This window comes from Mesorhizobium sp. M2A.F.Ca.ET.043.02.1.1 (assembly GCF_003952405.1).
Taxonomy (GTDB): domain Bacteria; phylum Pseudomonadota; class Alphaproteobacteria; order Rhizobiales; family Rhizobiaceae; genus Mesorhizobium.
This window is the reverse complement of record NZ_CP034445.1, coordinates 426,577-451,959: the sequence shown is the minus strand read 5'-3', so window position 1 is coordinate 451,959 and position 25,383 is coordinate 426,577. Positions and strand designations below refer to the sequence as shown.

Below are 25,383 nucleotides of genomic sequence, written 5' to 3'. Positions count from 1 at the left end.
ACAACCCCCGCGCTAAAAGCCTTGCCGAGGGAACTGCCCACTTCCCGCCATAAACCCGGAGCACCCGAGTTATGTCCCGGGATGCGTGCCAGGTTGGCGCGGCGAGGGGACCGGCCGCGGGGTGTGCGGCAAGGACGAGTATGGACGCCAAGGTAATCTCGAAGGCCAAGCTGCCCAGCCGCTACGTGACCGAAGGTCCGGCGCGGGCGCCGCATCGCTCGTATCTTTATGCCATGGGCCTGTCGGCGGCCGAGATCGCGCAGCCTTTGGTCGGCGTCGCGAGCTGCTGGAATGAAGCTGCGCCCTGCAACATCTCGCTGATGCGCCAGGCGCAGGTGGTCAAGAAGGGCGTTGCGGCCGCCAACGGCACGCCGCGCGAATTCTGCACCATCACCGTCACCGACGGCATCGCCATGGGCCACCAGGGCATGAAGTCGTCGCTGGTGTCGCGCGAGGTGATCGCCGATTCGGTCGAGCTCACCATGCGCGGCCATTGCTATGACGCCCTTGTCGGGCTTGCCGGCTGCGACAAGTCGCTGCCCGGCATGATGATGGCGATGGTGCGCCTCAACGTGCCCTCGATCTTCATCTATGGCGGCTCGATCCTGCCCGGCAGCTATCGCGGCCGGCAGATCACCGTGCAGGATGTGTTCGAGGCGGTCGGCCAGCATTCGGTGGGCACGATCAGCGATGCCGAACTGCTTGAGATCGAGCAGGTTGCCTGTCCTTCGGCCGGTTCCTGCGGCGCCCAGTTCACCGCCAACACCATGGCCACCGTCGCCGAGGCGATCGGCCTGGCACTGCCCTATTCTTGCGGCGCGCCGGCGCCCTACGAGATGCGCGACCGCTTCAATTTCGCCTCGGGCGAAAAGGTCATGGAACTGATAGCGAAAAACATCCGGCCGCGCGACATCGTCACGCGCAAGGCGCTGGAAAATGCCGCGACCGTGGTGTCGGCCACCGGCGGCTCGACCAACGCGGCGCTGCATTTGCCGGCAATCGCGCATGAGGCCGGCATCAAGTTCGACCTCTTCGACGTGGCCGCGATCTTCGAGAAGACGCCCTATATCGCCGATCTCAAGCCGGGCGGCAAATATGTCGCCAAGGACATGTTCGAGGCCGGCGGCATTCCGCTCTTGATGAAGACGCTGCTCGATCACGGCTATCTGCACGGCGACTGCATGACGGTCACTGGCCGCACTTTGGCCGAAAATATGGAGCACGTTGCCTGGAATGAGAGCCAGGATGTTGTGCGTCCCGCCAATCGGCCGATCACCAAGACAGGCGGCGTTGTGGGCTTGAAGGGCAACCTTGCCCCCGAAGGTGCGATCGTGAAGGTCGCGGGCATGTCGGAACTGAAATTCTCAGGGCCGGCCCGCTGCTTCGATTCGGAAGAGGAGTGCTTCGAAGCGGTCACGCAGCGCAACTACCGGGAGGGCGAGGTTCTCGTCATCCGCTATGAGGGGCCGCGCGGCGGTCCGGGCATGCGCGAGATGCTGTCGACGACGGCTGCGCTCTACGGCCAGGGCATGGGCGGCAAGGTGGCGCTGATCACCGACGGACGCTTCTCGGGCGCCACGCGCGGCTTCTGCATCGGCCATGTCGGGCCGGAGGCGGCGGTCGGCGGGCCGATCGGGCTGATCAAGGATGGCGACGTGATCTCGATCGACGCCGTGAACGGCACGATCGAAGTGGCCCTGTCGGACGCCGAGCTGGCGGCCCGGGCAAAGAAATGGAAGCCGCGCAAGACCGACTATCAGTCGGGCGCGATATGGAAATATGCGCAAACGGTAGGGCCGGCCCGCGACGGCGCGGTGACTCATCCGGGTGGGGCCAAAGAAACGCACTGCTATGCGGACATCTGAGGTGTTGAGGTCGTCTGTCTTTTCGGCACTGGTCGCGCTTGCGACCTTGGGCGCCGTCGGGCAGGCCATGGCCTTCGACGACAAGGTGTTCGACGACAAGACCGGCGTGAAGCCGCAGTCGAGCCCGTGGGCGGTGTTCCAGTTCGGCTTCTCGGCCTACAAGAGCGGCCACAAGGACCAGGCGGTCGAGGCCTATAAATACGCCGCCGAAAACGGCCAGATCGGCGCCACCTGGAAGCTCGCGCGCATGTATGCCGAAGGTGACGGCGTGACGCGCGACGACTATGCCGCCTTCAAGTTCTTCTCGGAGATTGTCGACCAGGATGTCGAGCCCGGCTCGCCGGAAGAAAGCTACGTTTCGGACGCGCTGGTGGCGCTCGGCGACTATCTGCGCAAGGGCATTCCCGGCACGCCGGTCGAGGAGAACGAAGTCGCGGCGCAGGAATATTATATGCGCGCCGCCGCCAACTACCGCAATCCGAACGCCCAGTTCGAGATCGGCCGGATGTTCCTGAAGGGCGAGGGCGGCGTGAAGGCGAGCGTCAAGCAGGCCGGCCGCTGGCTGCAGCTGGCAGCCGAGAAGGGCCACGCCGGCGCGCAGGCGACGCTCGGGAACCTCCTGTTCCAGAGCGGCAAGATCGTGCGCGGCCTGGCGATGATGACGGCGGCGCTTCAGCGGGCTCCGGCAGCTGATCAGCCCTGGATCCGCAGCATGCAGGAAGAGGCGTTCGCCGCGGCCGGCGAGGCCGATCGCCGGACCGCGATCTCGCTCGCCGACGACATCCTAACCAAGGGCAACAACGGCGATCAGTAAGCGTCGGATGCTCCCCCTTCGAGGGGTGAGGCCCGCGGCGCTCTAGTTTTCAGTCGGCTCCGTCGGCGTCGGGCCGGGCGTCGAGATCGAGGTCGGGTGCGGTTTTGGCGCGTCTCCCGGACATTCATCCTTGATCTTCGTCCAGGATGTGTTGTTGAGGACCATGTCGCAGCGGGCGAGATGGCTTTCGCCGGCAATGGTCAGGCATGCCGTCTGGCCGACATTGAAGGACTTGCCGTTGGCCAAACAGGTCGGCGCCGCCAGCGAGGGCGTCGGGGCGGCAAGCGCCAAGGCAAGGCCGACCGGCCTGAAAAGAAATCGGATCGCCATTCAACCCCCACAGCCACCCGCATCAAAGAGGGGATTTGTGGCGATATCAGGTCCAGGTCTGTTGAGATTCAGGTGATGCTTGCCTGCGAATGGCGGCTTCCTGCGCTTCCGGTGCTCACGTACTTTGAAGTACGCTCCGCTCCGGTTCTCGGAAACCACCTTGTCTGGTCGCTTCGCGCCCGTCTTCGACTCCGGCTCTGCCTGACCTGAATCTCAACAGACCCTGAGCTAAGGACTGGAACTTCTCAGGCCGGCTGCAGGCTGAGCTCGATCGCGACCGGCACGTGATCGGAGGGCTTCTCCCAGGCGCGGACGTGCTTTTCCACCGAGGCCGACGAGAAACGGTTGGCGGCTTCCGGCGACAGCAGCAGGTGGTCGATGCGGATGCCGTTGTTCTTCTGCCAGGCGCCGGCCTGATAATCCCAGAAGGTGTAGACGCCGGCCGAGTCGGTCACCGAGCGCACCGCTTCGGTAAAGCCGAGGTTCTTCAGCCGGCGGAAGGCCTGCCTCGTCTGCGGCTGGAACAGCGCATCGCCCAGCCAGTTTTCCGGGAACCGGGCATCGGCGGGTTCGGGAATGACGTTATAGTCGCCGGCCAGCACCAGCGCTTCCTCAAGCCGCAGCCGTTCTTCCGCCCAGCGCTCCAGCCGTGCCATCCAGGCAAGCTTGTAGGAAAACTTCCGTTCATCCTCGACCGGATTGCCGTTGGGCAGATAAAGCGAGGCGACGCGCAGAGCGCCCTGGTCGGTGGAAAAGACGCCTTCGATGAAGCGGGCATGGTCGTCCGCATCGTCGCCAGGCAGGCCGCGATTGACCTCGTCGAAGGGCAGCCTCGACAGGATGGCGACGCCGTTGAAGCTCTTCTGGCCATTGGTCTCGACATTGTAGCCCAGCGCCTCGATCTCGGCGCGCGGGAACTGCTCGTCCACTGTTTTGATCTCCTGCAGGCAAACGATGTCCGGCGCGCTTTCGGTCAGCCAATGGGTGAGGTTGCCGATGCGGGCGCGAACGCCGTTGATGTTCCAAGTGACGATCTTCATGCAGGCCTCGATGCTGTTCGGACGGAAGGCGTTCGACGAAGCGGATCGTATTGCCTGCGCGGACCTTTAGAAAGGCCGTCCGGCCGCATTCCTGCCAAAGCCAGGGGACAGGCACGCGCTACCCGGCTCGCACCGGTCATAGGCTTGCGAAGTCCGGTCGATCAGATGGAGAAGCTGGTGCCGCAGCCGCAGGAGGCGACCGCGTTCGGGTTCCTGATCTGGAAGGACTGGCCCATCAGGTCGTCGACGAAGTCGATCACCGAGCCGCCCATATAGACCAGCGAAAGGTCGTCGATCAGGATTGTCGCGCCATCCTTCTCGATGGCGACATCGTCGTCGTTGCGATCGCCGACCAAGTCGAATTTATACGAAAAGCCGGAGCAGCCGCCGCCTTCCACGGAGACGCGCAGAGCCGTCTTTCCGGGTTCGCCGGAAACGATCCTGGCGATCCGCTTTGCCGCGGCGTCGGTCATTTCGACCTTCATGGCAGTCTTGGCATCCGCGCCCATCGGCGTCACCTTGCTTTCGGTTTCACATGATAGGTATGAAGCGGGCAGGCCTGAGTCAACTGGTGGGTCAATGGAAGAGCAGCGGGGCAAGGATGCTCTCGGCGACATCGGGTTCGGCTATCGGCCGCGCGCCGTCTATGCGAGCGACCCGGCGCTTTCGCGCGGCCGCCTGTTCCCGGAGGCCGAAAGCCCGACGCGCACGCCGTTCCAGCGCGACCGCGACCGCATCATCCATTCTACGGCTTTCCGCCGCCTGAAGCACAAGACGCAGGTCTTCGTCGCGCATGAGGGCGACCATTACCGGACCCGGCTGACGCATTCGATCGAGGTGGCGCAGATCGCGCGCGCCCTGGCGCGGGCGCTGCGCGGCGACGAGGATCTCGCCGAGGCCGTGGCGCTTGTCCACGATTTCGGCCACACGCCGTTCGGGCATACCGGCGAGGACGCGCTCAACGAGAAGATGGCCGCCTGGGGCGGCTTCGATCACAATGCGCAGTCGCTGCGCGTGGTCACAAGGCTCGAGCGGCGCTACGCCGAATTCGACGGGCTGAACCTCACCTGGGAAACGCTGGAGGGGCTGGTCAAGCACAATGGCCCGTTGACCGATGCGAGCGGGAGGGGGCTCAAGGGTCCGGTGCCGCAGGCGATCCGCGATTATTCGGAGCTGCACGACCTTGAGCTCGACCGCTTCGCCGGCATCGAGGCGCAATGCGCCGCGATCGCCGACGATATCGCCTACAACACCCATGACATAGACGACGGTCTGCGCGCGGGCCTGTTGACGCTGGAGATGCTGGAGGAGGTCGGCTTGCCCGGCTCGATCCTGAAGGGCGTGCGCGCCAAATATCCTCAACTCGACGATGTGCGCACCGGCCACGAGCTGATGCGGCGGCAGATCACCTTGATGGTCGAGGATGTCATCGCATCGACCACCGCCAATATCGAGCGGCTCAAACCGGACAGCGCCGATGCGGTGCGCGCGGCGGGCGAGACCTTGGTGACCTTTTCGGCAGGCATGGCCGCGGCCGAGAAGGAATTGAAGGCTTTCCTCTACAAGCATCTCTACCGGCACCCGGAAGTGATGCGGGTGCGGGCCGACGCCGAACAGATCGTGCGCGAGCTGTTCGACGTCTATTTCGCCGATCCGCGCGCCATGCCCGATGGCTGGCGCGAGGGGCTCGACCGGGCCGAGGATCGCATCAAGGCGCGCAGCGTCGCCGACTTCCTGGCCGGCATGACTGACACCTATGCCTTGAAGGAACATCGGCGTCTGTTTGACCATACGCCCGATTTGAGCTAGGGCGAGCCTCGATTTTGCCGGCCGTTGGGCCGGTCGCCTCTTAAAGCCCAGAGCACTTCCAATGAATATCTTCGCCGATTTCAACGCGCGGATCGTAAAGGCCGTCGAAGCCCTTGACCTGAAGGACAAGGAGGGGGCCGCGCTCGACCTGTCGCGTATCGCGGTCGAGCCGCCGCGCGATGCCAGCCATGGCGACCTCGCAACCAATGCGGCGATGGTGCTGGCCAAGCCCACTGGACAGAACCCGCGCGCGCTTGCCGAGAAACTCGCCGAAGCGCTGCGTGGCGACGCCGATATCGCGTCGGCCGAGATCGCCGGGCCTGGCTTCGTCAATCTCAGGCTCAAGGACGCGTTCTGGCATACGCATCTGACCGCGTTGCTCGGCGAGGGGCGCAATTATGGCCGCTCGACCATCGGCGGCGGCCGCAAGGCCAATGTCGAATATGTCTCGGCCAACCCGACCGGTCCGATGCATGTCGGCCATTGCCGCGGCGCCGTGGTCGGCGACACGCTTGCCAATCTGATGGCCTTCGCCGGCTACGACGTGACCAAGGAATATGTCATCAACGACGCCGGCTCCCAGATCGACGTGCTCGGCCGCTCGGCGTTCCTGCGCTACCGCGAGGCGCTTGGCGAAGCCATCGGCGAGATCCCGCCCGGGCTTTATCCGGGCGACTACCTGATCCCCGTCGGCCAGGCGCTGGCCGAGGAATTCGGCCTCGGCCTGCTGGAGATGCCCGAAGACGAGGCCCTGGCGATCGTCAAGGACCGCACCGTCGATGCGATGATGGCGATGATCCGCGAGGATCTGGCGCTGCTCAACGTGCATCACGACGTGTTCTTCTCCGAGCGCACGCTGCATGCCGACAACGCCAGGAAGATCCGCGCGGCGATCGCCGACCTGACGCTCAAGGGGCATATCTACAAGGGCACGCTCCCCCCGCCGAAGGGGGAGAAACCTGACGACTGGGAGGACCGCGAGCAGACGCTGTTCCGGTCGACCGCGGTCGGCGACGACATGGACCGGGCGCTGGTCAAGTCGGACGGTTCGTTCACCTATTTCGCCGCCGACGTCGCCTATCTCAAGGACAAGGTCGAGCGCGGCTTCGTCGATCTCATCTATGTGCTTGGCGCCGACCATGGCGGCTATGTGAAGCGGCTCGAGGCGCTGGCGCGGGCGGTGGCCGGCGACACGGTCAAGCTCACCGTGTTGCTTTGTCAGCTCGTCAAACTGTTCCGCGACGGCGAGCCGGTCCGGATGTCGAAGCGGTCCGGCGATTTCGTCACCTTGCGCGATGTCGTGGAGGAGGTCGGCCGCGACCCGATCCGCTTCATGATGCTCTACCGCAAGAACGACGCGCCGCTCGATTTCGACTTCGCCAAGGTCACGGAGCAGTCGAAGGACAATCCGGTGTTCTACGTCCAGTACGCGTCGGCGCGCTGCCATTCCGTCTTCAGGCAGGCGAGCGAGCAGCTCGGCGAGGCGAATTTCGACCGCAACCGGCTCGCGGCTTCCGTCGCTGCGCTGGCCGACGAGGGCGAGATCGCGTTGATCCGCAAGCTGGCTGAATATCCAAGATTGATCGAATCCGCGGCGCTTTCCCTGGAGCCGCACCGGCTCGCTTTCTACCTTTATGACCTGGCTTCAGTCTTCCATGCACAGTGGAATCGCGGCCACGACAATCAGGACTTACGTTTTGTTAAGGTTAACGACCGAGAATCAACCTATGCCAGACTAGGGCTGGTGCAGGCTGTTTCGGATGTCTTGACCTCCGGCCTGACGCTGATCGGGGCAGACGCGCCCACGGAAATGCGTTAGGTTTAACTAAAAAACCTGTCACCTTTTGCCCACATTGCGCTGGTAAGGGCCAACCCTGCGCGACGTCCATGGCGTCCGACTTTGTGCGAGTTCGGGAACAATAATGGCAGACAGAACCCCGCTGAAAGTAGCCGACCACAACGATATCGCCGACGATGATCCGTTCGCGGAACTGACCCGGATCATGGGTTTCGACCCGCGCCAGCCGGTAAGACAGCCGGCCCCCGCGGCCGAGAAGGCCATGCCGGCTCCTCACGTTGCGGAGGCTGACGATTTCGACATCGACCTCGAAAAGGAGTTGATGGGCGAGTTCGATTCCGTCGAGGAAAGCGCGCCGGTCGCTCAGCAGGCTGCCATCCACCAGATCAGCCATGAGCCGGCCGTCGAGGCCGCCAGCGCCGCCGTGAACGACGACGAATTGACGGCGTCCTTCGAGCAGGATTTCGTCTTTGACGACGCGGCTGATCACGCCGACTTCGCCGTGGCGCGCGCACCGGAGCCGCAGTTCGCTCCAGAACCGCACTTCGCCGCGGAGCCGGAAGTCGCGCCAGAGGCGCATTTCGCATCTGAGCGTTTCGAGCCGGAGCCGCAGGCCACCCCAGAGCCGGAAGTCGCTTTCGACGATGATTTCGACAACGCCGTCGCCAGTTCGCTCGATATCGCGCCGGTCGAAGATGACCTTTCGATCGATCATGAAATGGCGGCCTCGCTGGACCAGGATTTCCAGCTCGACCATCACGAGCCGGCCGACGCCCGTCAGGATGCCGTCGAAGCCATGCAGGCCGCGAGCGAAGAGGCGTTCGACGCCGATTTCGACAGCGCGGTCCACATGTCGCTTGAAGACGAGCTGTCGTTTGAAAGCCATGAGCCCGAGCAGCATGCGCGGGCCGTCGAGCCGGTCGAAGCTCATGCAGCCGCCCCGCTGATCTCCGAAGATGATTTCGCCGGCCATTTCGATCAGACGCCGGGCGATGACATCAATCTCGGCCAGGATCAGGATTTTCAGGAGCCGGAGCTGTCGCTCGCCGACGAGCCGGCCGCGATGGTCGAGGCGGAGGCCGCCCAATTTGCCGCTGAGCCGGAACCCGCCGCGCCCGAACCTTCCGCCGCGCTGACCCTCGATGACGATTTCGAGCTGAGCTTCCGCGACGCGCTGAATGAAGAGCCGCAAGCTCCGGCCGTCGAGCTCGCCGCCGCCTTGCAGCCGGCAGAGTCGGCTCCGGTCGTGGCTGCTCCAGTCCCACCAGTTGCCGCTGCTCCGGTCCCTCCGGTCGCGGCAGTGGAACCGGCAAAGCCGGCCGCCAGAGAGCGCAGCCTGGAGGACGAGCTCAACGCGCTGCTCGGCGCCATGACCGCTCGGCCGATGCCCACGGTCAAGGAGCCTGCTCCCGCGCCACGGCTGGTTGCGGAATCCGCGAGCCACGCCGGTGGGAACACGGCGGCCGACGATCTCGACTGGGATCTCGACGAGCGCCAGCCGGCGCAGGACCGGCAGGACGCGCAGCCGGCCGACAGCGACCTGGACGACCTGCTCGCCAACGAGCTCGACCGCCAGGATTTTGCAGCCTCGGCCAAGGCCGAGCCCTCCAGCGCCGGACCTTCGGCGGCCGAACAGGACATTGATTTCGACGACGACGCCTTTGGCGCCGCTTTCGCCCGGAGTATCGAGGCCGAGCAGGCGGGGGCCGCCAGCGCGAGGTCTCCGGCAAATTCGTCCGATTGGATGCATCCGACGCCGGTCGAGCAGACAAGGTCTTGGAGCCGTTCGACCCCGACCGCCGCTCCGCCGGTGCAAGCCTCATTTGCGGCACAGCCGGCCCCAGCGGCGCCGGTGCAGGTGGCAGCGCCTTCAGCGCCGCTGCAGATGACCGCGCCTGCTTACCGCAACGAGCCGGCCCCGGATTATTCCGCCCATGCCAAACCGGCGCAGGCCCCGATGGCTGCGCCGCAGCCCCGCCAGCATGACGAGGTCCCGGATGTCGAGACGGTCGATGTGCCGGAGCGCGTGGTCGCGCTCGCCGACGACCTCGACATTCCGGAGCTCAGCTTCGAGGAGGATCAGCCGGCGGCGGCCGCTTATGACGATCTGGACGCGGAATTCGCGAGCCTGCTCACCGACATGAACGCGACGGAGATCGCGTCGGCGCCCGTGCAGAACCGTGGCTATGACGACGAAACCTACAGCGCCGGCTTCAATGGCTATGACCGTCGCGACTTGCGGGCCGAGGCTCCGGCGGCTCCGCCCGCTCAGGCTTCCTTCGCTGCCGCCAACGATTACGACGCCGACGATCTGCCCGGCAGCCGACCGGTCTCACAGGCGGACGAATTCGCTACCGACGAGCTCGATTATGATCCTGAGCTCGAAGAGGCGATGGCGATCCCCGGGCTTGCCGAGCGTAAGGCGGCGCAGCCGCGCCGTCGCGGCATGATGATCGCGGGGCTGGTCGGCGCCGTGGTGGTTCTCGGCGGCCTTGGCGCGCTGGCCTTCTCCTTCGGAGGCAAGGGCGGCAGCGAGGCTCCGGTGATCGTCAAGGCCGACAATTCGCCGATCAAGGTGAAGCCCGAAAATCCGGGCGGCGCGGTGGTGCCGAACCAGGACAACAAGGTTTATGACGCGGTCGCCAAGGGCGGCGGCGCGGCAAAGCCAGCCGAGCCGGTGCAGCAGAAGCTGGTGAACACCACCGAACAGCCCGTGGACCTGGCCTCGAAGGAACCGCCGCCGAGCCGCGTGGTCGATCTTTCGACCACCGACGACGACGCCGCGGCCGGCGCTGATGCCGCCGGCAATACAAGCTCGGCGTTGCCCGGTGTCGAACAAGCCGCTGTGCCCGAAAGCGCCCAGCCTGCCGCACCGGCAAGCGCGCAGCCGGCCGCGCCGGCGCCGAAGTCGGAAGACCGCATCGCGCAGGTGCTGCAGCAGGATGCCGCCAACACCGCCAACAACAACGACGTCGTCGCCGTCGCGCCGCGCAAGGTGAAGACCATGATGGTCAAGCCTGACGGCTCGCTGGTGCCGCGCGAGGATCCGGCTCCGGCCGCGCCGAAGGTCGCGGCGGCCGAGCCGAGCGATCCGGCGCCACAGCATGTCGCGCCGGCCTCCGACGGCCAGCAGACGGGAACGGTGGCTTCAGATACGGGGCAGGCCGATACGGGTCAGGCCGATGCGGTGACCGTCAAGCCGGCGAAGCCCGCGAAGAAGGCTGAAGCCAAGTCGCAGTCGAGCAACACGCCCGCGACGGTGCCGGTGGCGCCGGCGCGCCCGTCCGACCAGCCGGTCGATATCGTCGGCGAGGTCAAGCCGGACCAAGTCGCTTCCATCGATCCGGCGGCGGCAGCCGGCGGCGGCTCGTGGTCGATGCAGATCGCCTCGCAGCCGACGGTGCAAAGCGCGCAGTCGACCTATCAGGATCTGCAGCGCCGCTATGGCAGCGTGCTCTCCGGCCGCACCGCCAACATCGTCAAGGCCGAGGTCGCGGGCAAGGGCACCTTCTACCGTGTCCGCGTTCCAGCCCAGTCGCGCAACGATGCGATCGAGCTCTGCACCAGCTACAAGGCGGCGGGCGGTAACTGCTTCGTATCGCGCTGATCCGTCCCAACACCGAACGCCGGCGCCGCCGCAAGGCCGCGCCGGCTTTTCGTTGTGGACGGTTGTGGGCTTTGGCCGGTCCAAGGGCAGGGGTGATTCCCTTTGCTCGCTCAAAGCCTTAAGCTTCAGTCTATGAGCGAATCAAAATCCATGATCCTCGGCTGCGCCGGGAAATCCCTCACCGAAGACGAAGTCCGCTTCTATCGGAACGAACGTCCCTGGGGTTTCATCCTGTTTGCGCGCAATATCGGCGGGGCGACACAGATCCGCGATCTGGTGGCCGCGATGCGCGACTGCGTCGGCCGCCAGGAGGCTCCCGTCTTCATCGACCAGGAAGGCGGCCGGGTGCAGCGCCTGCGTCCGCCGCTGGCGCCGAACTACCCGGCCGGCGGCGCGCTTGGCGCGCTGTGGCGCGAGGACAAGGAAGCCGGCCGCCGCGCCGCCTGGCTGCTGGCGCGGCTGCACGCCTTCGATCTTTCCCGCCTGGGCATCACGGCCGACTGCCTGCCGGTGCTTGACGTTCCGGTCGAAGGCGCCAGCGATGTCATCGGCGCGCGCGCCTATGGCAAGGAGCCCAATGCTGTGATCGAGCTTGGCCGGGCCTCGGCCGAGGGCTTGGTGTCGGGCGGCGTGCTGCCGGTGATGAAGCACATTCCCGGCCATGGCCGCGCCTTTGCCGACACGCATTTCGCGCTGCCGACCGTCGATACGCCGCTCGAGGAGCTCAGGCGGCATGATTTTGCCCCGTTCAAGGCGTTGAACGCGCTGCCGATGGCGATGACGGCGCATGTCGTCTACAGCGCCATCGACCCCGAAAATCCTGCGACGACGTCCGCCAAGGTCGTCGATCAGGTGATCCGCGGCGAGATCGGCTTCGACGGGCTGCTGATGAGCGATGACACCTCGATGAAGGCACTTTCTGGGGATTTCCCGACAAAGGCGGCGTCGATCCTTGCGGCCGGCTGCGATCTCGTCCTTCACTGCAACGGCGTTTTCGAGGAGATGTCGGGGATCGCCTCGCGCACGACGGGGCTGTCGGGCAAGTCCTTGCAACGCGCGGAGCGGGCGCTGACCTATATAAAGGATCGCGACGTCGCCGACGAAACGGCGATACGCGCGGAATTTGCCACCTATTTCGAAGCGGTGGCCTGAACCGGAAGGGACGAAAGGCAAGTGGCGGAGACATTGGAAGGCAAGGCCGCGAAGGCCGCACCGATGGACCGTCTGTGGGCCGAGAACGACGATTCGCGCTTGACCGGCGACCCATTGCTGGTCGTCGACGTGGCCGGTTTCGAGGGTCCGCTCGATCTTCTCCTGCACCTTGCCCGCAACCAGAAGGTCGATCTGGCACGCATTTCGATCCTGGCTTTGGCCGAGCAGTATCTGGCCTTCATCGAGAAGGTGCGGGCGCTGAGGTTGGAGCTTGCCGCCGACTATCTGGTGATGGCGGCGTGGCTCGCCTTCCTGAAATCGAAGCTCCTGATCCCGAAACAGCCGGGCGAGGAGGGCGAAAGCGGCGAGGAACTGGCGGCGGTGCTGCAATTCCGGCTGAAGCGGCTGGAAGCCATGCGCGACGCCTCGGCGCGGCTGGTCAACCGCAATCGCCTCGGCCGCGACGTCTTCGCGCGCGGCATGCCGGAAATGGTCATCATCGAGAAGCGCAACAGCTTTTCGGCCTCGCTTTACGATCTGCTCACCGCCTACGCGCAGCAGCGCCAGCGGCAGGCCATCAACAATGTGACGATCGCCCGGCGCGCCGTGTGGTCGCTGAAGGATGCGCGCGAGGTGCTGGCGCGGCTGATCGGCGCGGTCGGCGACTGGACGGCGCTCGACAGTTTCCTGATCGAGTATCTGGCGGCGCCGGAAGAGAAGCGCACGGCGATGGCCAGTTCGTTCGCGGCGACCCTCGAAATGGTGCGCGAGGGCAAACTGGAAGTGCGGCAGGACCAGGTGTTCGCGCCGATCTATCTGCGCAGCCGCGCGCAAGGTGCAAAGGCAGTCGAGGTGGTATCATGAGTGAACGCGCCAACGCCTCAGTCATCCCGTTCAGGGTTGAGGATGAGCCGGAAGACGAGATGGCCGAGCAGGGTTCACTCGAAAACCCCGCCGAGCGGCTGCAGCTGTCGGAAGCGGTGCGCATGGCCGAGGCGATCGTTTTCGCCAGCGCCGAGCCGGTCAGCGAAAAGCAGCTTGCCGCGCGCCTGCCTGAAGGCGTCAACATCGCCGCCGCGATGGCCGATCTTCAGCAGATCTATGCCAAGCGCGGCGTCAACCTGGTGCGGGTCGGCGATGCCTGGGCCTTCCGCACCGCAGGCGATCTGGCTTTCCTGATGAGCCGGGACTCCGTTCAGCAACGGAAGCTGTCGCGCGCGGCGCTCGAAGTGCTGGCGATCATCGCCTATCACCAGCCCGTCACGCGCGCCGAAATCGAAGACATCCGAGGCGTGGAGACGTCGAAAGGCACGCTCGACACGCTGCTCGAAACGGAATGGGTCAGGATGCGCGGCCGCCGCCGCACGCCGGGACGGCCGGTGACCTATGGCACCACCGACGCCTTCCTCGATCATTTCGCGCTGGAGGAGATCCGCGATCTGCCCGGTATGGAAGAGCTGAAGGGCGCCGGCCTGCTCTCGACGCGCATGCCGGCCAATTTCTCGATGCCGGTGCCGCCAGCCGATTCCGACGCGCTCGCCGAGGACGAGGATGAGCTGACCGATATCGACCTCGAGGAGCTCGGGCTGCTGACGCCGCGCGTCACGGAAGAGTGACCTAAAGCGCGTCGCGATCTTTCAGGTTCTTTTCAGGTTCGCTCCACGCGCTTTAGGTTTTTGATTTTACGCATGTCTTTATCCCGAAACCGGTTCCCACTTTCGGGAGACATGCTTTTAGGGAACCGGCACAACTGGTCTAATAGCAAGGCCTGCGCGGATTCGTAGCAAGGCGCTCACGTCGAAAGTGCGTGACATCCGCTAGCCATTTTATCAACTTCATTGCAGTTGTGTTTGAATCCCCGAGCGAAAACGCATAGATCATCGCCGAGGGAAAACATTCGAGAGAGATCGTTATGGGTTCGTTTTCGATTTGGCACTGGATGATCGTGCTGGTCATCGTGCTTCTGGTGTTCGGCCGCGGCAAGATCCCCGAGCTGATGGGCGACATGGCCAAGGGCATCAAGAGCTTCAAGAAGGGCATGGCTGACGACGACGTTGACGACAAGCGTACCGTCGAGCACCGCGCCGACGAGACTGTTTCGCCGGGCAAGGAAAAGGTCAGCAAGAGCTGATCCGATTGTTGGTTTGAGCATGCCGTTGTACCAAAACCGCTTCGCATATGCGGGCGGCGTGTTCTCGTCGGAATAGATTGTCATGTTCGAAGTCGGTTGGAGCGAACTGCTGGTGATCGCGGTCGTCATGATCGTGGTCGTCGGGCCCAAGGATTTGCCCAACATGCTGCGCACCTTCGGCCGCACCGCGGCGAAACTGCGCGCCATGGCCGGCGACTTCCAGAAGCAGTTCAACGAGGCGCTGAAGGAAGCCGAGCTCGACGACGTCAAGAGTTCGATCGACAGTCTTCGCAGCCTCAATCCGATGAACGAGGTGCGCAAGCAGCTCAATCCGTTCGAGCAGGCCGCAGCCGATGTGCGGGCCGGCGTCGACACGATGATGAAGCCGAAGCCCGCCGCCGATCCTGCCGCGGCGGCGGCAGACACGCCGCAGCCCGCCGAGCCGCTCAAGAACGGCGCGACGGACATGCCCGGCGTCGGCGCAACCGAGCCCGCCCCGGCCGCTCCGACCTTCCCGGCCATGACGGACGCCTCGGTCACCGCCTCGGTTTCGGATGCGCCTGTGGCGCCCAAACCGGCGAAAAAGACTGCGGTGACTAAGGCCAAGACGGCCGACGCTGTGGCGAAAACGGCAGCGGCATCGAAGGCATCGGCTGCAAAGGCGCTGGCCAAATCCTCGGCGCCGGCCAAAGCCGCAACGGCTGCCGCAAAGGCCGCGCCCAAGGCTGAGGCAAAGCCTGCCGCGGCCAGGAAGCCTGCCTCCAAGAAGACGGCTGACACCAAGAAGACGGCGGGAGCCGCCAAGTGAGCGTATCGGACAAGGAGCGGGAAGAAATCGAGAAATCGTCGGCGCCGCTGATCGAGCATCTCATCGAGTTGCGCCGCCGCCTGATCTGGTCGCTGGGCGGCTTCTTCGTCGCCTTCCTCGTCTGCTTCTTTTTCGCCAAGCGCCTGTTCAACCTGTTGGTCATCCCCTTCAAATGGGCAACGCAATGGGCAGGCCTCGACCCGCACAAGGTCGAGCTGATCTATACCGCGCCGCAGGAGTTCTTCTTCACCCAGGTGAAGCTTGCCATGTTCGGCGGCATGGTGATCGCCTTCCCGCTGATCGCCACGCAGATCTACAAGTTCATCGCGCCGGGCCTCTACAAGAATGAGCGCAGCGCCTTCCTGCCGTTCCTGATCGCGTCGCCGATCTTGTTCCTGATGGGCGCCTCGCTGGTCTATTTCTTCTTCACCCCGATGGTGATGTGGTTCTTCCTGGCCATGCAGCAGGTCGGCACCAACGACCAGGTGCAGATTTCGCTGCTGCCGAAGGTTTCGGAATATCTCAGCCTGATCATGACGCTGATCTTCTCCTTCGGCTTGGTGTTCCAGCTGCCGGTGGTGACCAGCCTTTTGACGCGCGTCGGCCTGTTGTCGTCGCAGGCGCTGGCCGAGAAGCGCAAATGGGCAATCGTCCTTTCCTTCGTGGTCGCAGCGGTGCTGACGCCGCCCGATCCGATGAGCCAGTGCGGCCTCGCCATCCCGACGATCATTCTCTACGAGGTCGCCATCTGGTCATCGCGCGTGATCGAGCGCGCCCAGGCACGGGACCGGCTGGCGCGCGAGCAGGCGAATGCGGACAGCTCTGTCGCGGGCGACAAGACGCCGGACGCGCCGTCCACCTGAGCGGCGGCAAGGCAGGGAAATCGAGGCGGCGCGCCTATCCGCCGTCTTGCATCGATAGCCGATGCGGTTTACGCCCTCGGTCCTTACTTCTGAGGATCGACCATGCTTGATATCAAATGGATTCGCGACAACCCGAAGGCCCTTGTCGAGGCGCTGGTGAAGCGCTCGTGGTCGGCTGACGAGGCGCAGTCCATGGTCGACGATCTGATTGCGAAGGACGAGGCGCGGCGCTCGCATCTCAGCGAATTGCAGGTCAAGCAGGAGCGCCGCAACGCCGCCTCGAAGGAAATCGGCAACGCCATGCGTTCGGGCGATGCAGCGCTTGCCGAGAAGCTCAAGGGCGAAGTCAGCGACATCAAGGCGTTCATCCAGAACGGCGAGGCGCGCGAGCGCGAGCTCGACAAGGCGCTGAACGACGCGCTTGCGGTGCTGCCCAACGTGCCGCTGGAGGACGTGCCGGTCGGCAAGGACGAGCACGACAATGTCGTCAAGCGCATCGTCGGCGAGGTGCCGACGCGGCCGAACTGGATGAAGGAGCATTTCGAGATCGGCGAAGCGCTCGGCATGATGGATTTCGAGCGGGCGGCGAAATTGTCCGGCGCGCGCTTCACCGTGCTGAAAAGCCAATTGGCCCGCATGGAGCGCGCGATCGGCCAGTTCATGCTCGACCTGCACACGACCGAGCACGGCTACGAAGAGGTCATTCCGCCGCTGATGGTGCGCGACGAGGTGCTTTTCGGCACCAACCAGCTGCCGAAATTCGAGGAAGACCTGTTCTTCACGCCGCATGGCGACGGTCGGCTTGGCCTGATCCCCACAGCGGAAGTGCCGCTCACCAACCTCGTGCGCGAGGAGATCACCGCGCATGAAAAGCTGCCTCTGCGCTACACGGCGCTGACGCCGTGCTTCCGCTCGGAAGCGGGCTCGGCCGGCCGCGACACGCGCGGCATGCTGCGCCAGCATCAGTTCTACAAGGTCGAGTTGGTCTCGATCACCGACCAGGAAAGCTCGATCGCCGAGCATGAGCGCATGACGCAATGCGCCGAAGAGGTGCTGAAGCGGCTCGGCCTGCCGTTCCGCACCGTCACGCTCTGCACCGGCGATATGGGTTTCGGCGCGCGCAAGACCTACGACATCGAGGTCTGGCTGCCGGGGCAGAACGCCTATCGCGAAATCTCGTCCTGCTCGGTCTGCGGCGACTTCCAGGCACGGCGCATGGATGCCCGCTACAAGGACAAGGACGGCAGGGGCAACCGCTTCGTTCACACGCTCAATGGTTCGGGTACCGCCGTCGGCCGCGCTCTCATAGCTGTCATCGAAAACTACCAGAATGAGGATGGCAGCGTAACCATTCCTGAAGTGCTGCGGCCTTACATGGGTGGTCTCGCCAAGATCGAAGCGAAGTGACTTGATGCGCATACTGCTGACTAACGATGACGGCATCCACGCCGAAGGGCTGGCGTCGCTCGAACGCATCGCCCGCACGCTGTCGGACGACGTGTGGGTGGTGGCGCCCGAGCAGGACCAGTCCGGTTACGCGCATTCGCTGTCGATTTCGGAGCCGCTTCGGCTGCGCAAAATCGGCGAGAAACATTACGCGGTGCGCGGCACGCCGACCGACTGCGTCATCATGGGTACGAAGAAGATCCTGCCCGGACCGCCGGACCTGATCCTGTCCGGCGTCAATTCCGGCGCCAACATTGCTGATGATGTCACCTATTCCGGCACCGTTGCAGGCGCCATGGAAGGCGCGCTGCTCGGCGTGCGCTCGATCGCGGTCAGCCAGGCTTATTCCTATGTCGGCGAGGATCGCGTGGTTCCTTACGAGACGACCGAGTCGCTGGCGCCGGCGCTGTTGAAGCGACTGGTGGAAACGCCGCTGCCGGACGGCGTGCTGCTCAACGTCAATTTTCCGAACTGCGCTCCCGACGAAGTGGAGGGCACCGTCGTCACCTCGCAGGGCAAGCTGGTGCACAGCCTCTGGGTCGATGAGCGGCGCGACGGACGCGGCCTGCCTTACTACTGGCTGCGCTTCGGCCGCGAGCCGGTCGAAGGCAAGAAGGGCACGGACCTCTACGCGCTGCGCAACCGGCTGGTGTCGGTGACGCCACTGCAGCTCGACCTCACCGCCCATGAACTCCGCGACCAGCTGACCAAGGCGCTGTCATGAACAAGGCATTGGCATGAACGTGGTTTTGGCATGAACACAGGCATCGACGACCGCGAAGGTTTCGCCGCTTTCCTGCTCAGGCTGCGGGGCAGGGGCACGGCGCCCAAGGCACTGGTCGCCGCCTTCGAGGCGACGCCGCGGCGCGGTTTCCTGGCGGCCCAGTTCCATTCGATCGCCTGGTCGGACGGCATGCTGCCGATCGAATGCGGCGAGGCGATCGAGGGCGCCGATTTGCAGGCAGCCGTGATTGCCGCGCTGCACATCGAGCCGGGCAACCGCGTGCTCGAGATCGGCACCGGCTCGGGCTACACGGCAGCGGTCATGTCGCGGCTTGCCGCGCGCGTCATCACCATCGACCGCTACAAGACGCTCACCGAGCAGGCCAAGCAGCGCTTCGAGGCGCTTGCCATCAGCAACGTCATCGTCCGCCAGGCCGACGGTTCCAACGGCCTGCCCAATGAAGGGCCGTTCGACCGCATCGTCGCCTGGGCGGCCTTCGACAGCCTGCCGCGCTTCCTGCTCGACCAATTGTCGAGCGGCGGCATCGTCATCGCGCCAATCGGCCCGGAGGAGGGCGAGCAGGTGCTGGCCAAGCTCACCAAGGTCGGCAGCCGCTTCGAGCGCGAGGACATCGGCATGGTCAGGCTGCAGCCGATCCTGCGCAGCGTCGCCGCGGTGATCTAGGGGCGGGGCCGATATTCAGGTGAGCCCGGCCTGCGAAAGGCGGTCTCCTGCGCTTCCGGTGCTCACGTACTGATAATACGCTCCGCTCCGGTTCTCGGACACCACCATTCTCGACTCGGGCTGACCTGAACCTCCGCCCCGTCCAGCGGCCCGAAATGTTTTAAGAAAATTTTCGTCGGATTCTAAGGGGTTAACCCGGCAGTAACATTAACGCGCTTTAATCAGGGCCAGTTTGTACCGGGTCTGTGCGGGTTAGTGCGATGCAATTCAATCACTTGAAAGCAAACAGACGCAATCTGGCGCGCGGTTGCGCTGTGCTGATGATTGCCGGCGCGGCGGCCGGGTGCAGTTCCCAGTCGATGCGCTTCAACGGTGTCGATGATGTCTTCACGTCATCCACCAACAATCAGCGCGCCATCATCAACAAGCAGAATGTCGACCAGCCCTATCCGGGCGACACGGTCGCGCCTGCGCCGGTCGATGGCACGCACACCCAGTCGGTTAGCCGCTCCAGCCTCGAGCCGGTCACGACCCAGCAATTGCCGCCGCCCTCGGCGCCGGCTACGGCAAAGCCGATGCGTACCGCTACGGCTCCCGCCCTCGCGCCGGCTCCGGCGCTTGCGCCGGCACCGCATCTCGACAGGACGGCCACCGGCACGGTCACGCCGGCAAAACCGTTCAAGACCGCCGAGCCTGACGCGGTCCGCAACGCAAGTGCTGCGCCACATGCGACCGAAATCGTTGTCCGGGACGGCGAGACGCTTTCAGGCCTGGCCGCGCACTACCACGTGCCGGCCGATGCTATAGCCAAGGTCAACGGCATCGATCCGAAGAAGGGCATCCGGTCCGGCCAGAAGATCGTCATCCCCGCTTATGCCTATTCGAGCAAGGCGGAGCCGAAGGTTGCCGAAGGCAAGCCGGCGAACACGCCGAAGCAGCCCGCGCCGGAAAAGGTCGCGGTGCTGCCGCAGCAGCCGAAGGTCAAGGACGGCAAGGCGGCCGCTCAGGTCGATGCGTCGGCTGCGGCCACGGGCTCCAAGAACCCCAAGCCCGCGCCGCAGGTTGCCGAGGCAAAGCCCGCCGGCGCCGGAGGCACCTATACTGTCCAGCAGGGCGACTCGCTGTCGTCGATCGCCAGGAAGACGGGCGTCAGCGTCACGACGCTGAAGCAGGCCAACGGCATGCAGGACGGCTTGCTCAAGATCGGACAGACGCTCAAGGTTCCGGCTGGCGGCACCGTCGTGGCGGCTGCCAAGCCGGCGGCCACCACCAAGCCCGCGGTCGATCCGGTGACGACGGCGACGACGCCGCCGCCGGCGAAGACCACCGAGACGCTCGCCTCCTACACGCCGCCGAAGAAGGATGCCAAGGTCATCCAGCAGGCCGAGGACGACAATGCCGAGGCGCCCGACGCGACCGGCATCGGCAAGATGCGCTGGCCGGTGCGCGGCCGCGTGATCTCCAGCTTCGGCTCCGGCAAGGACGGCGTCGACATCGCGGTGCCGGAAGGAACGCCGATCAAGGCGGCCGAGAACGGCGTCGTCATCTATGCCGGCGACGGTCTCAAGGAGTTCGGCAACACCGTGCTGGTGCGGCACGAGAACGGCCTGGTCACCGTCTACGGCCATGCAAGCTCGATCGAGGTGCAGCGCGGCCAGAAGGTCAAGCGCGGCCAGGAGATCGCGCTGTCCGGCATGAGCGGCACCACCGACTCGCCCAAGCTGCACTTTGAAGTGCGCAAGAACTCGGCGCCGGTCGATCCGTCCGGCTATCTCGAATAGAACAAGAACAATTGCGGGCCGCCTGACCTCCAGTCCGGCCCGCCGTCTTCAGCCCGTTCCGCAAGGAGCGGGCTTTTTCAGTTGTGCGGGATGCAGGCTCAAAGGTGATCACGTAGCGTGTCGGCGATCATCTCCTCGAGGCTGCTGGCCTTAACGCCCAGAAGCGTCTCCGCGTCGGAGGAATCGACCAGCAGGGGGCTCTCGAAGAGATACGTCATCTCGATCAGCTCATGCATGCCCAGCGCTTCCATCTCGGGGATGGAGTAGGAGTGCGTCTCGGCAATATCCCGGCCGAGCATCGCCGCGGTTTTGCGGATGAGCTCGTTGGGGGAGGCGTGTTGGGAGGGGACATGAAACGCCCGTCCCCATTCGCCCGTGTAGCGGGAGGCTGCGACGAGCGTCCTGGCGACGTCCTTGGTGAAGCTCCAGGCATGAGTGGCGTCGAGGTCGCCAATGAAGGCGACAGGCTTGTCCTCGATGATGGAGGGCAGGGCGATCAGCGAGAAGTAGCTGATCGCGCCGTGCCCGAGATAGTCGCTGGAACGTATCTCGATCGCCGGCACGCTGGCACGGGCCGCCCGCTGCCACATGATCGTCCTGGCGGTTCCCTTCTTCGAATTCGGATCAAGCGGCATGTCGGAGCGCAGCGGGCTCTCGCCATTCTTGCCGTAACCGTAGAGGTTTCCAAGCACGATGAGCCTGGCGCCGACTGCTTCGGCCGCGCGCACGGTGCCGTCGAGTATGGGGAAAAAGTCAGTTGGCCAGCGATGATAAGTGGCCATGGCGCACATGAACACTGCGTCGGCGCCTCGGCAGACACGCGACAGCGCCGAGGCGTCGGTGGCGTCGGCTTGTATCGAGCGCACATTGCGCAAAGCGTTCGAGCCGACGCTTCGGCTGGTCAGGATGACATCATGGCCTTCCTCGCCAAGAAGGCGAGCCGTCTCGCGTCCGACCGGGCCCGCGCCGACAACAACATATGAACTCATGGCAACCTCTCTTCCATGTTTTGAAGGAGGGGAGGGAGTACAAGGTTGCGGCGTTGAAAATCGCGCCGGAATTGCCAAATCTTGAACAGGTTTTGCCATGAATCGAGAGAGCATGCTTCCGCAATTCGCTCCGGCCCCATCCGACGTCACGATGCTTTCCCGGCACGTCGAGGCAGGCGTCCATCGGCTGCCTCGGGCGCCGCACCACCGCATCATGGTGCATGCGAGCGCGGCAACGCGCTCCTACTGCAATCAGGCCGGGCGATATTTCGTCAGGCGCGCCGGGGACATCGACCTGGTGCCGGCCGGCGAGGAGGGCGGCTTCGAGGCCGAAAGGCCGTTCGAGACGATGGAGATCGTCCTGCCGCCGGCCTTGATGGAAAGAGTTGCCGCGGAACTTGGCGGAAAGGCGCTGATATCACGGCTCGACACCCGCCATCTGCTGCGTGACCAGCGCATCGAGCATCTCGCTCGAGCGCTGCAGAGCGATCTCGCCGGCGGCGCACCAAGCGGCTCTTTGTTTGCCGACAGCATCGGCGCGGCGCTTGCGGTGAGGCTGCTTGGCCTCGATGGCCCGGACGTGGGTCGAGTGAACCGGTTGTCGGACGCCCAGCTCAAGCGTGTCCTCGACCACATCGAGACTGCTCTTCACGAGCCGCTTTCGATCGATCGCCTGAGCCGGGTCGCCGGCGCGAGCAGCTCGCATCTGCGCACATGGTTCAAGGCGGCGATGGGCGTCACCTTGCATCGCTACGTGTTGCGACGCCGCGTGGAAAGGGCGTGCGTCCTGTTGCGGCGCGGCGATCTCGGCACGAGCGAGGTCGCGGCGTTGACCGGCTTCGCGCACCAGTCGCACCTGGCGCATTGGATGCGCCGCGAGACCGGCCAGACGCCGCGCGATCTGCGGCGGGCGCAGAAGTGACGTCCGCTCCTCAGTCTTTCAGAGGCTTGCCGAGCCGGCCGGCGAGGTCCTGCGTGAACTGCCAGGCGACACGGCCGGAACGGCTGCCGCGCGTCGTTGCCCACTCCAGCGCTTCGGCGCGCAATTGCTCGGGATCGATGGCCAGGTCGTGATAGCGGACATAGCCGTTAATCATGTCGAGATATTCGTCCTGCGAGCATTTGTGGAAGCCGAGCCACAGGCCGAAACGATCGGAAAGCGAGACTTTTTCCTCGACCGCTTCGGAAGGGTTGATGGCGGTCGAGCGCTCATTTTCGATCATGTCGCGCGGCAAGAGATGCCGCCGGTTGGACGTAGCGTAGAAAATGACATTGCCCGGCCGGCCCTCGACGCCGCCTTCCAGCGCCGCCTTCAGCGACTTGTACGAGGTGTCATCGTGGTCGAAGGAGAGGTCGTCGCAAAACAGGATGAACCGGTAAGGCGCCGCCTTCAGAAGGCCCATCAGCTTGGGCAGCGTGTCGATATCCTCGCGGTGGATCTCGATCAGCTTCAGCGGCCGGTCGAGCTTGTCGGAGGCGTTGACGGTGGCATGCACGGCCTTGACCAGGGATGATTTGCCCATGCCGCGCGCGCCCCACAACAGCACATTGTTGGCCGCATAGCCGGAAGCGAAGCGCTCGGTGTTGTCGAGAAGGATATCGCGTACGCGGTCGACGCCGCGGATCAGGCCGATGTCGACTCGGTTTACCTTGCGCACCGGCTCCAGATAGCCGGGATCGGCCTGCCAGACGAAACAGTCGGCGATACCCAGGTCGGTCTCCGGCACCGGCGGCGGGGCGAGACGGGAAACCGCCTCGATCAGGCGATCCAGTTTCTTGTTCAAGGCGTCCAGGCTGTCGGTCATTTTGGGTCTTTTTGTTGAGGTCTTTCAGCGTGTGGGAGCAGCTTCCATGACATCGCTGCAAGAACCAGGTCCAAGCTTTTGTTGGAGCATGATCTTTCGGTGGCCTCGAAGCCGCTTCCGCTGCGACGCTCTAGCACGCCGCAAACGGCTGGAAAAGCAACGGATTGGGCCCGCAGCGCAGTTGCATTGGCAAGTTTACCGACTATATTCCGGCCAAATTTTCGCGGGGCGGCCGCGGCGGAATTTCACCATCCAGGAGTTTCTTGATGTTCGTTACACCGGCATACGCCCAGGGCGTCGGCGCTTCGCCAGACATGTTCATCTCGATTTTGCCGTTTGTCCTGATTTTCGTGATCATGTATTTTCTGATCATCCGGCCGCAGCGCGCGCAGCTGAAGAAGCGCCAGGAAATGCTTTCGGCGGTGCGCCGCGGCGATACGGTGGTGACCGGCGGCGGCTTCGTCGGCAAGGTGACGAAGGTGATCGACGACAATGAGCTGGAGATCGACCTTGGCGGCGGAACCAAGGTGACGGCGCTGCGTTCGACGATCTCGGACGTGCGCGTCAAGGGCGAGCCGGTGGCGAACCAGAACGCCAAGAAGTAAGCGCAATCCCGCGGCGATGGCCGCGGGCAGGGCTCCGACGAACGGCAACATATGGTCTATTTTTCGCGCCTGAAGATCGTTTTGATCGGGCTTGCCCTGGTCTCGATGGTCTTCGGCGCGCCGGCTGTTTTTGCATCGGTGCCGGGCGCACATGTTCTGCTTCACCTCGATACGGACCAGGTAAGAAGCCGCCGGCTGGAAGCAATGCGGGATCAGATCAGGACGCTGCTTCGCGACGCCGAACCGAAGATCCACTATAACGGCCTTGTTGTATCCGGCCTCACGGTTCAGCTGCGCATTAGCGATGCCGCGCAGGTCGAGGCCGCCAAGGCGGCGCTCAGGGCAGTGGTCGATCCCCTTGCCGGCAAGGAAGGTCCGGTCCAGGAGTTTGCGCTCGACGACAGTGAGCCTGGCTTGCTGAAGTTCACCATGACCGATGCCGGCGCGAAGTATCGGACCTCTGCCGCGCTCACACAGTCGATTGAAGTCATCAAAAACCGCCTGAACGAACTTGGCGTGGCCGATGCCACGGTCCAGTTGACGGATGACGGCATACTGGTTCAGGCACCGAGCGTCGCGGATTTGCACGGTCTGGCGCAAACCCTTGCGCGGCAGGGTCGGCTGCGCTTCCAGTTGGTCGATACTTCGATGCCGGTGGACGACGCGGTCAATGGCCAGCCGCCTGCCGGTTCAACCGTGCTTTACACGCCGGACGATCCGCCAGTTCCCTATCTGATCGAAGACCGGGTGCTTGTCTCGGGCGACAGTGTGCTGGACGCGAAAGCGACCCACGACAGTTCGACAGAACAGTTTGTCGTCGCATTCCGGCTCGATTCCAAGGGTACGCAACGTTTCAAGTGGGCGACCACGCGCAATATCGGCAAGCCGTTTGCGGTGATTCTGGACGATCAGGTGATTTCAGCGCCCATCATCCGGGAACCCATTGAGAATGGCACCGCACAGATATCGGGGAATTTCACGGCCGAGAGCGCCAAGGAGTTCGCCGTGTTATTGCGCACCGGCGCGCTGCCGGCGAGATTGACAATCGTCGAGGAAGCGCGATAGGGCCGGCCGTGGTCGGAACGATAACCATAGCTGACAACCTAGCCGATGGCGGAACGCTGCCGCTTGT

At 64.5% G+C, this 25,383-nt stretch carries 23 protein-coding genes; 18 read left to right on the top strand and 5 right to left on the bottom strand.

Going from position 1 to position 25,383, the window contains the following annotated elements:
- Nucleotides 1–140 precede the first annotated feature (140 nt).
- Both ilvD and EJ068_RS02160 read left to right on the top strand, forming a co-directional pair.
- Nucleotides 141–1,865, top strand: a complete 1,725-nt coding sequence (ilvD, locus tag EJ068_RS02165; RefSeq protein ID WP_126082279.1) for a dihydroxy-acid dehydratase — start codon at nt 141–143, stop codon at nt 1,863–1,865.
- Complete coding sequence (locus EJ068_RS02160) at nt 1,852–2,679, top strand: tetratricopeptide repeat protein (RefSeq protein ID WP_126060391.1); 828 nt, start codon at nt 1,852–1,854, stop codon at nt 2,677–2,679. The genes ilvD and EJ068_RS02160 overlap by 14 nt, the downstream gene beginning before the upstream one ends.
- Nucleotides 2,680–2,721: 42 nt before the next feature.
- Here the strand turns inward: EJ068_RS02160 and EJ068_RS02155 are convergent, their stop codons facing one another.
- From EJ068_RS02155 to erpA, 3 genes are all read right to left on the bottom strand, one after another.
- Nucleotides 2,722–3,009: a hypothetical protein gene (locus EJ068_RS02155; protein ID WP_127252172.1), complete on the bottom strand. Its 288-nt coding sequence runs from the start codon at nt 3,007–3,009 to the stop codon at nt 2,722–2,724.
- Nucleotides 3,010–3,254: 245 nt separating this feature from the next.
- On the bottom strand, nt 3,255–4,049 hold the full coding sequence (gene xth, locus EJ068_RS02150; protein WP_127252173.1) for an exodeoxyribonuclease III: 795 nt from the start codon (nt 4,047–4,049) through the stop codon (nt 3,255–3,257).
- 161 nt (nt 4,050–4,210) lie between these two features.
- Nucleotides 4,211–4,558 carry an iron-sulfur cluster insertion protein ErpA gene (gene erpA / locus EJ068_RS02145; protein ID WP_042644753.1) on the bottom strand — a complete coding sequence of 116 codons (348 nt, stop codon included), beginning with the start codon at nt 4,556–4,558 and terminating at the stop codon, nt 4,211–4,213.
- Nucleotides 4,559–4,628: 70 nt separating this feature from the next.
- Between erpA and EJ068_RS02140 the strand changes: the two genes are divergently transcribed.
- From EJ068_RS02140 to EJ068_RS02080, 13 genes are all read left to right on the top strand, one after another.
- Nucleotides 4,629–5,858 carry a deoxyguanosinetriphosphate triphosphohydrolase gene (locus EJ068_RS02140; RefSeq protein WP_127252174.1) on the top strand — a complete coding sequence of 410 codons (1,230 nt, stop codon included), beginning with the start codon at nt 4,629–4,631 and terminating at the stop codon, nt 5,856–5,858.
- A 61-nt stretch (nt 5,859–5,919) separates the two neighbouring features.
- The gene (argS, locus tag EJ068_RS02135) at nt 5,920–7,677 is read left to right on the top strand and encodes an arginine--tRNA ligase (RefSeq protein WP_127252175.1); all 1,758 of its coding nucleotides are present in this window, start codon (nt 5,920–5,922) and stop codon (nt 7,675–7,677) included.
- A 103-nt stretch (nt 7,678–7,780) separates the two neighbouring features.
- Complete coding sequence (locus EJ068_RS02130) at nt 7,781–11,263, top strand: SPOR domain-containing protein (RefSeq protein WP_127252176.1); 3,483 nt, start codon at nt 7,781–7,783, stop codon at nt 11,261–11,263.
- Between the two features lie 132 nt (nt 11,264–11,395).
- Nucleotides 11,396–12,415: a beta-N-acetylhexosaminidase gene (nagZ, locus tag EJ068_RS02125; RefSeq protein WP_128315450.1), complete on the top strand. Its 1,020-nt coding sequence runs from the start codon at nt 11,396–11,398 to the stop codon at nt 12,413–12,415.
- A 63-nt stretch (nt 12,416–12,478) separates the two neighbouring features.
- Nucleotides 12,479–13,279, top strand: a complete 801-nt coding sequence (locus tag EJ068_RS02120; RefSeq protein WP_127252335.1) for a ScpA family protein — start codon at nt 12,479–12,481, stop codon at nt 13,277–13,279.
- Complete coding sequence (scpB, locus tag EJ068_RS02115) at nt 13,276–14,031, top strand: SMC-Scp complex subunit ScpB (protein ID WP_127252314.1); 756 nt, start codon at nt 13,276–13,278, stop codon at nt 14,029–14,031. The genes EJ068_RS02120 and scpB overlap by 4 nt, the downstream gene beginning before the upstream one ends.
- Nucleotides 14,032–14,327: 296 nt before the next feature.
- A complete protein-coding gene (locus EJ068_RS02110) occupies nt 14,328–14,546 on the top strand; it encodes a twin-arginine translocase TatA/TatE family subunit (RefSeq protein WP_095815328.1) in 219 nt (72 codons plus the stop codon).
- Nucleotides 14,547–14,628: 82 nt separating this feature from the next.
- Nucleotides 14,629–15,354 (top strand): Sec-independent protein translocase protein TatB, encoded by a 726-nt coding sequence (gene tatB, locus EJ068_RS02105; RefSeq protein ID WP_127252316.1) that lies wholly within the window; start codon nt 14,629–14,631, stop codon nt 15,352–15,354.
- Nucleotides 15,351–16,217, top strand: a complete 867-nt coding sequence (tatC, locus tag EJ068_RS02100) for a twin-arginine translocase subunit TatC (protein WP_127252318.1) — start codon at nt 15,351–15,353, stop codon at nt 16,215–16,217. The genes tatB and tatC overlap by 4 nt, the downstream gene beginning before the upstream one ends.
- A 102-nt stretch (nt 16,218–16,319) precedes the next feature.
- Entirely contained in the window at nt 16,320–17,624 is a 1,305-nt protein-coding gene (gene serS, locus EJ068_RS02095) for a serine--tRNA ligase (RefSeq protein ID WP_127252320.1), read from the top strand.
- A gap of 4 nt (nt 17,625–17,628) precedes the next feature.
- Entirely contained in the window at nt 17,629–18,387 is a 759-nt protein-coding gene (gene surE, locus EJ068_RS02090; RefSeq protein WP_126082291.1) for a 5'/3'-nucleotidase SurE, read from the top strand.
- Nucleotides 18,388–18,417: 30 nt separating this feature from the next.
- Complete coding sequence (locus tag EJ068_RS02085) at nt 18,418–19,071, top strand: protein-L-isoaspartate(D-aspartate) O-methyltransferase (protein WP_127252322.1); 654 nt, start codon at nt 18,418–18,420, stop codon at nt 19,069–19,071.
- Between the two features lie 260 nt (nt 19,072–19,331).
- Nucleotides 19,332–20,852 carry a peptidoglycan DD-metalloendopeptidase family protein gene (locus EJ068_RS02080; protein ID WP_127252324.1) on the top strand — a complete coding sequence of 507 codons (1,521 nt, stop codon included), beginning with the start codon at nt 19,332–19,334 and terminating at the stop codon, nt 20,850–20,852.
- Nucleotides 20,853–20,950: 98 nt separating this feature from the next.
- Here the strand turns inward: EJ068_RS02080 and EJ068_RS02075 are convergent, their stop codons facing one another.
- Entirely contained in the window at nt 20,951–21,841 is an 891-nt protein-coding gene (locus tag EJ068_RS02075) for an NAD-dependent epimerase/dehydratase family protein (RefSeq protein WP_127252326.1), read from the bottom strand.
- Nucleotides 21,842–21,953: 112 nt separating this feature from the next.
- Between EJ068_RS02075 and EJ068_RS02070 the strand changes: the two genes are divergently transcribed.
- Nucleotides 21,954–22,763 (top strand): AraC family transcriptional regulator, encoded by an 810-nt coding sequence (locus tag EJ068_RS02070; protein WP_127252328.1) that lies wholly within the window; start codon nt 21,954–21,956, stop codon nt 22,761–22,763.
- Between the two features lie 10 nt (nt 22,764–22,773).
- Here EJ068_RS02070 and EJ068_RS02065 read toward each other — a convergent pair whose 3' ends face one another.
- A complete protein-coding gene (locus EJ068_RS02065; protein WP_127252330.1) occupies nt 22,774–23,646 on the bottom strand; it encodes an ATP-binding protein in 873 nt (290 codons plus the stop codon).
- A gap of 266 nt (nt 23,647–23,912) precedes the next feature.
- On the opposite strand from EJ068_RS02065, the gene yajC reads away from it, so the two are divergent.
- A complete protein-coding gene (yajC, locus tag EJ068_RS02060) occupies nt 23,913–24,251 on the top strand; it encodes a preprotein translocase subunit YajC (RefSeq protein ID WP_041004168.1) in 339 nt (112 codons plus the stop codon).
- A 51-nt stretch (nt 24,252–24,302) separates the two neighbouring features.
- Complete coding sequence (locus tag EJ068_RS02055; protein WP_127252332.1) at nt 24,303–25,316, top strand: hypothetical protein; 1,014 nt, start codon at nt 24,303–24,305, stop codon at nt 25,314–25,316.
- Nucleotides 25,317–25,383 lie beyond the last annotated feature (67 nt).

Bases quoted from the DNA above. Each gene is read 5' to 3' on its own strand.
- erpA (WP_042644753.1), bottom strand. From the start codon at position 4,558: ATGGGCGCGGATGCCAAGACTGCCATGAAGGTCGAAATGACCGACGCC.
- nagZ (WP_128315450.1), top strand. From the start codon at position 11,396: ATGAGCGAATCAAAATCCATGATCCTCGGCTGCGCCGGGAAATCCCTC.
- EJ068_RS02085 (WP_127252322.1), top strand. From the start codon at position 18,418: ATGAACACAGGCATCGACGACCGCGAAGGTTTCGCCGCTTTCCTGCTC.
- EJ068_RS02120 (WP_127252335.1), top strand. From the start codon at position 12,479: ATGGACCGTCTGTGGGCCGAGAACGACGATTCGCGCTTGACCGGCGAC.
- tatB (WP_127252316.1), top strand. From the start codon at position 14,629: ATGTTCGAAGTCGGTTGGAGCGAACTGCTGGTGATCGCGGTCGTCATG.
- yajC (WP_041004168.1), top strand. From the start codon at position 23,913: ATGTTCGTTACACCGGCATACGCCCAGGGCGTCGGCGCTTCGCCAGAC.
- EJ068_RS02065 (WP_127252330.1), bottom strand. From the start codon at position 23,646: ATGACCGACAGCCTGGACGCCTTGAACAAGAAACTGGATCGCCTGATC.
- EJ068_RS02130 (WP_127252176.1), top strand. From the start codon at position 7,781: ATGGCAGACAGAACCCCGCTGAAAGTAGCCGACCACAACGATATCGCC.
- ilvD (WP_126082279.1), top strand. From the start codon at position 141: ATGGACGCCAAGGTAATCTCGAAGGCCAAGCTGCCCAGCCGCTACGTG.
- EJ068_RS02075 (WP_127252326.1), bottom strand. From the start codon at position 21,841: ATGAGTTCATATGTTGTTGTCGGCGCGGGCCCGGTCGGACGCGAGACG.
- EJ068_RS02070 (WP_127252328.1), top strand. From the start codon at position 21,954: ATGCTTCCGCAATTCGCTCCGGCCCCATCCGACGTCACGATGCTTTCC.
- argS (WP_127252175.1), top strand. From the start codon at position 5,920: ATGAATATCTTCGCCGATTTCAACGCGCGGATCGTAAAGGCCGTCGAA.
- xth (WP_127252173.1), bottom strand. From the start codon at position 4,049: ATGAAGATCGTCACTTGGAACATCAACGGCGTTCGCGCCCGCATCGGC.
- EJ068_RS02155 (WP_127252172.1), bottom strand. From the start codon at position 3,009: ATGGCGATCCGATTTCTTTTCAGGCCGGTCGGCCTTGCCTTGGCGCTT.
- EJ068_RS02140 (WP_127252174.1), top strand. From the start codon at position 4,629: ATGGAAGAGCAGCGGGGCAAGGATGCTCTCGGCGACATCGGGTTCGGC.
- EJ068_RS02160 (WP_126060391.1), top strand. From the start codon at position 1,852: ATGCGGACATCTGAGGTGTTGAGGTCGTCTGTCTTTTCGGCACTGGTC.
- scpB (WP_127252314.1), top strand. From the start codon at position 13,276: ATGAGTGAACGCGCCAACGCCTCAGTCATCCCGTTCAGGGTTGAGGAT.
- surE (WP_126082291.1), top strand. From the start codon at position 17,629: ATGCGCATACTGCTGACTAACGATGACGGCATCCACGCCGAAGGGCTG.
- EJ068_RS02080 (WP_127252324.1), top strand. From the start codon at position 19,332: ATGCAATTCAATCACTTGAAAGCAAACAGACGCAATCTGGCGCGCGGT.
- EJ068_RS02110 (WP_095815328.1), top strand. From the start codon at position 14,328: ATGGGTTCGTTTTCGATTTGGCACTGGATGATCGTGCTGGTCATCGTG.
- serS (WP_127252320.1), top strand. From the start codon at position 16,320: ATGCTTGATATCAAATGGATTCGCGACAACCCGAAGGCCCTTGTCGAG.
- EJ068_RS02055 (WP_127252332.1), top strand. From the start codon at position 24,303: ATGGTCTATTTTTCGCGCCTGAAGATCGTTTTGATCGGGCTTGCCCTG.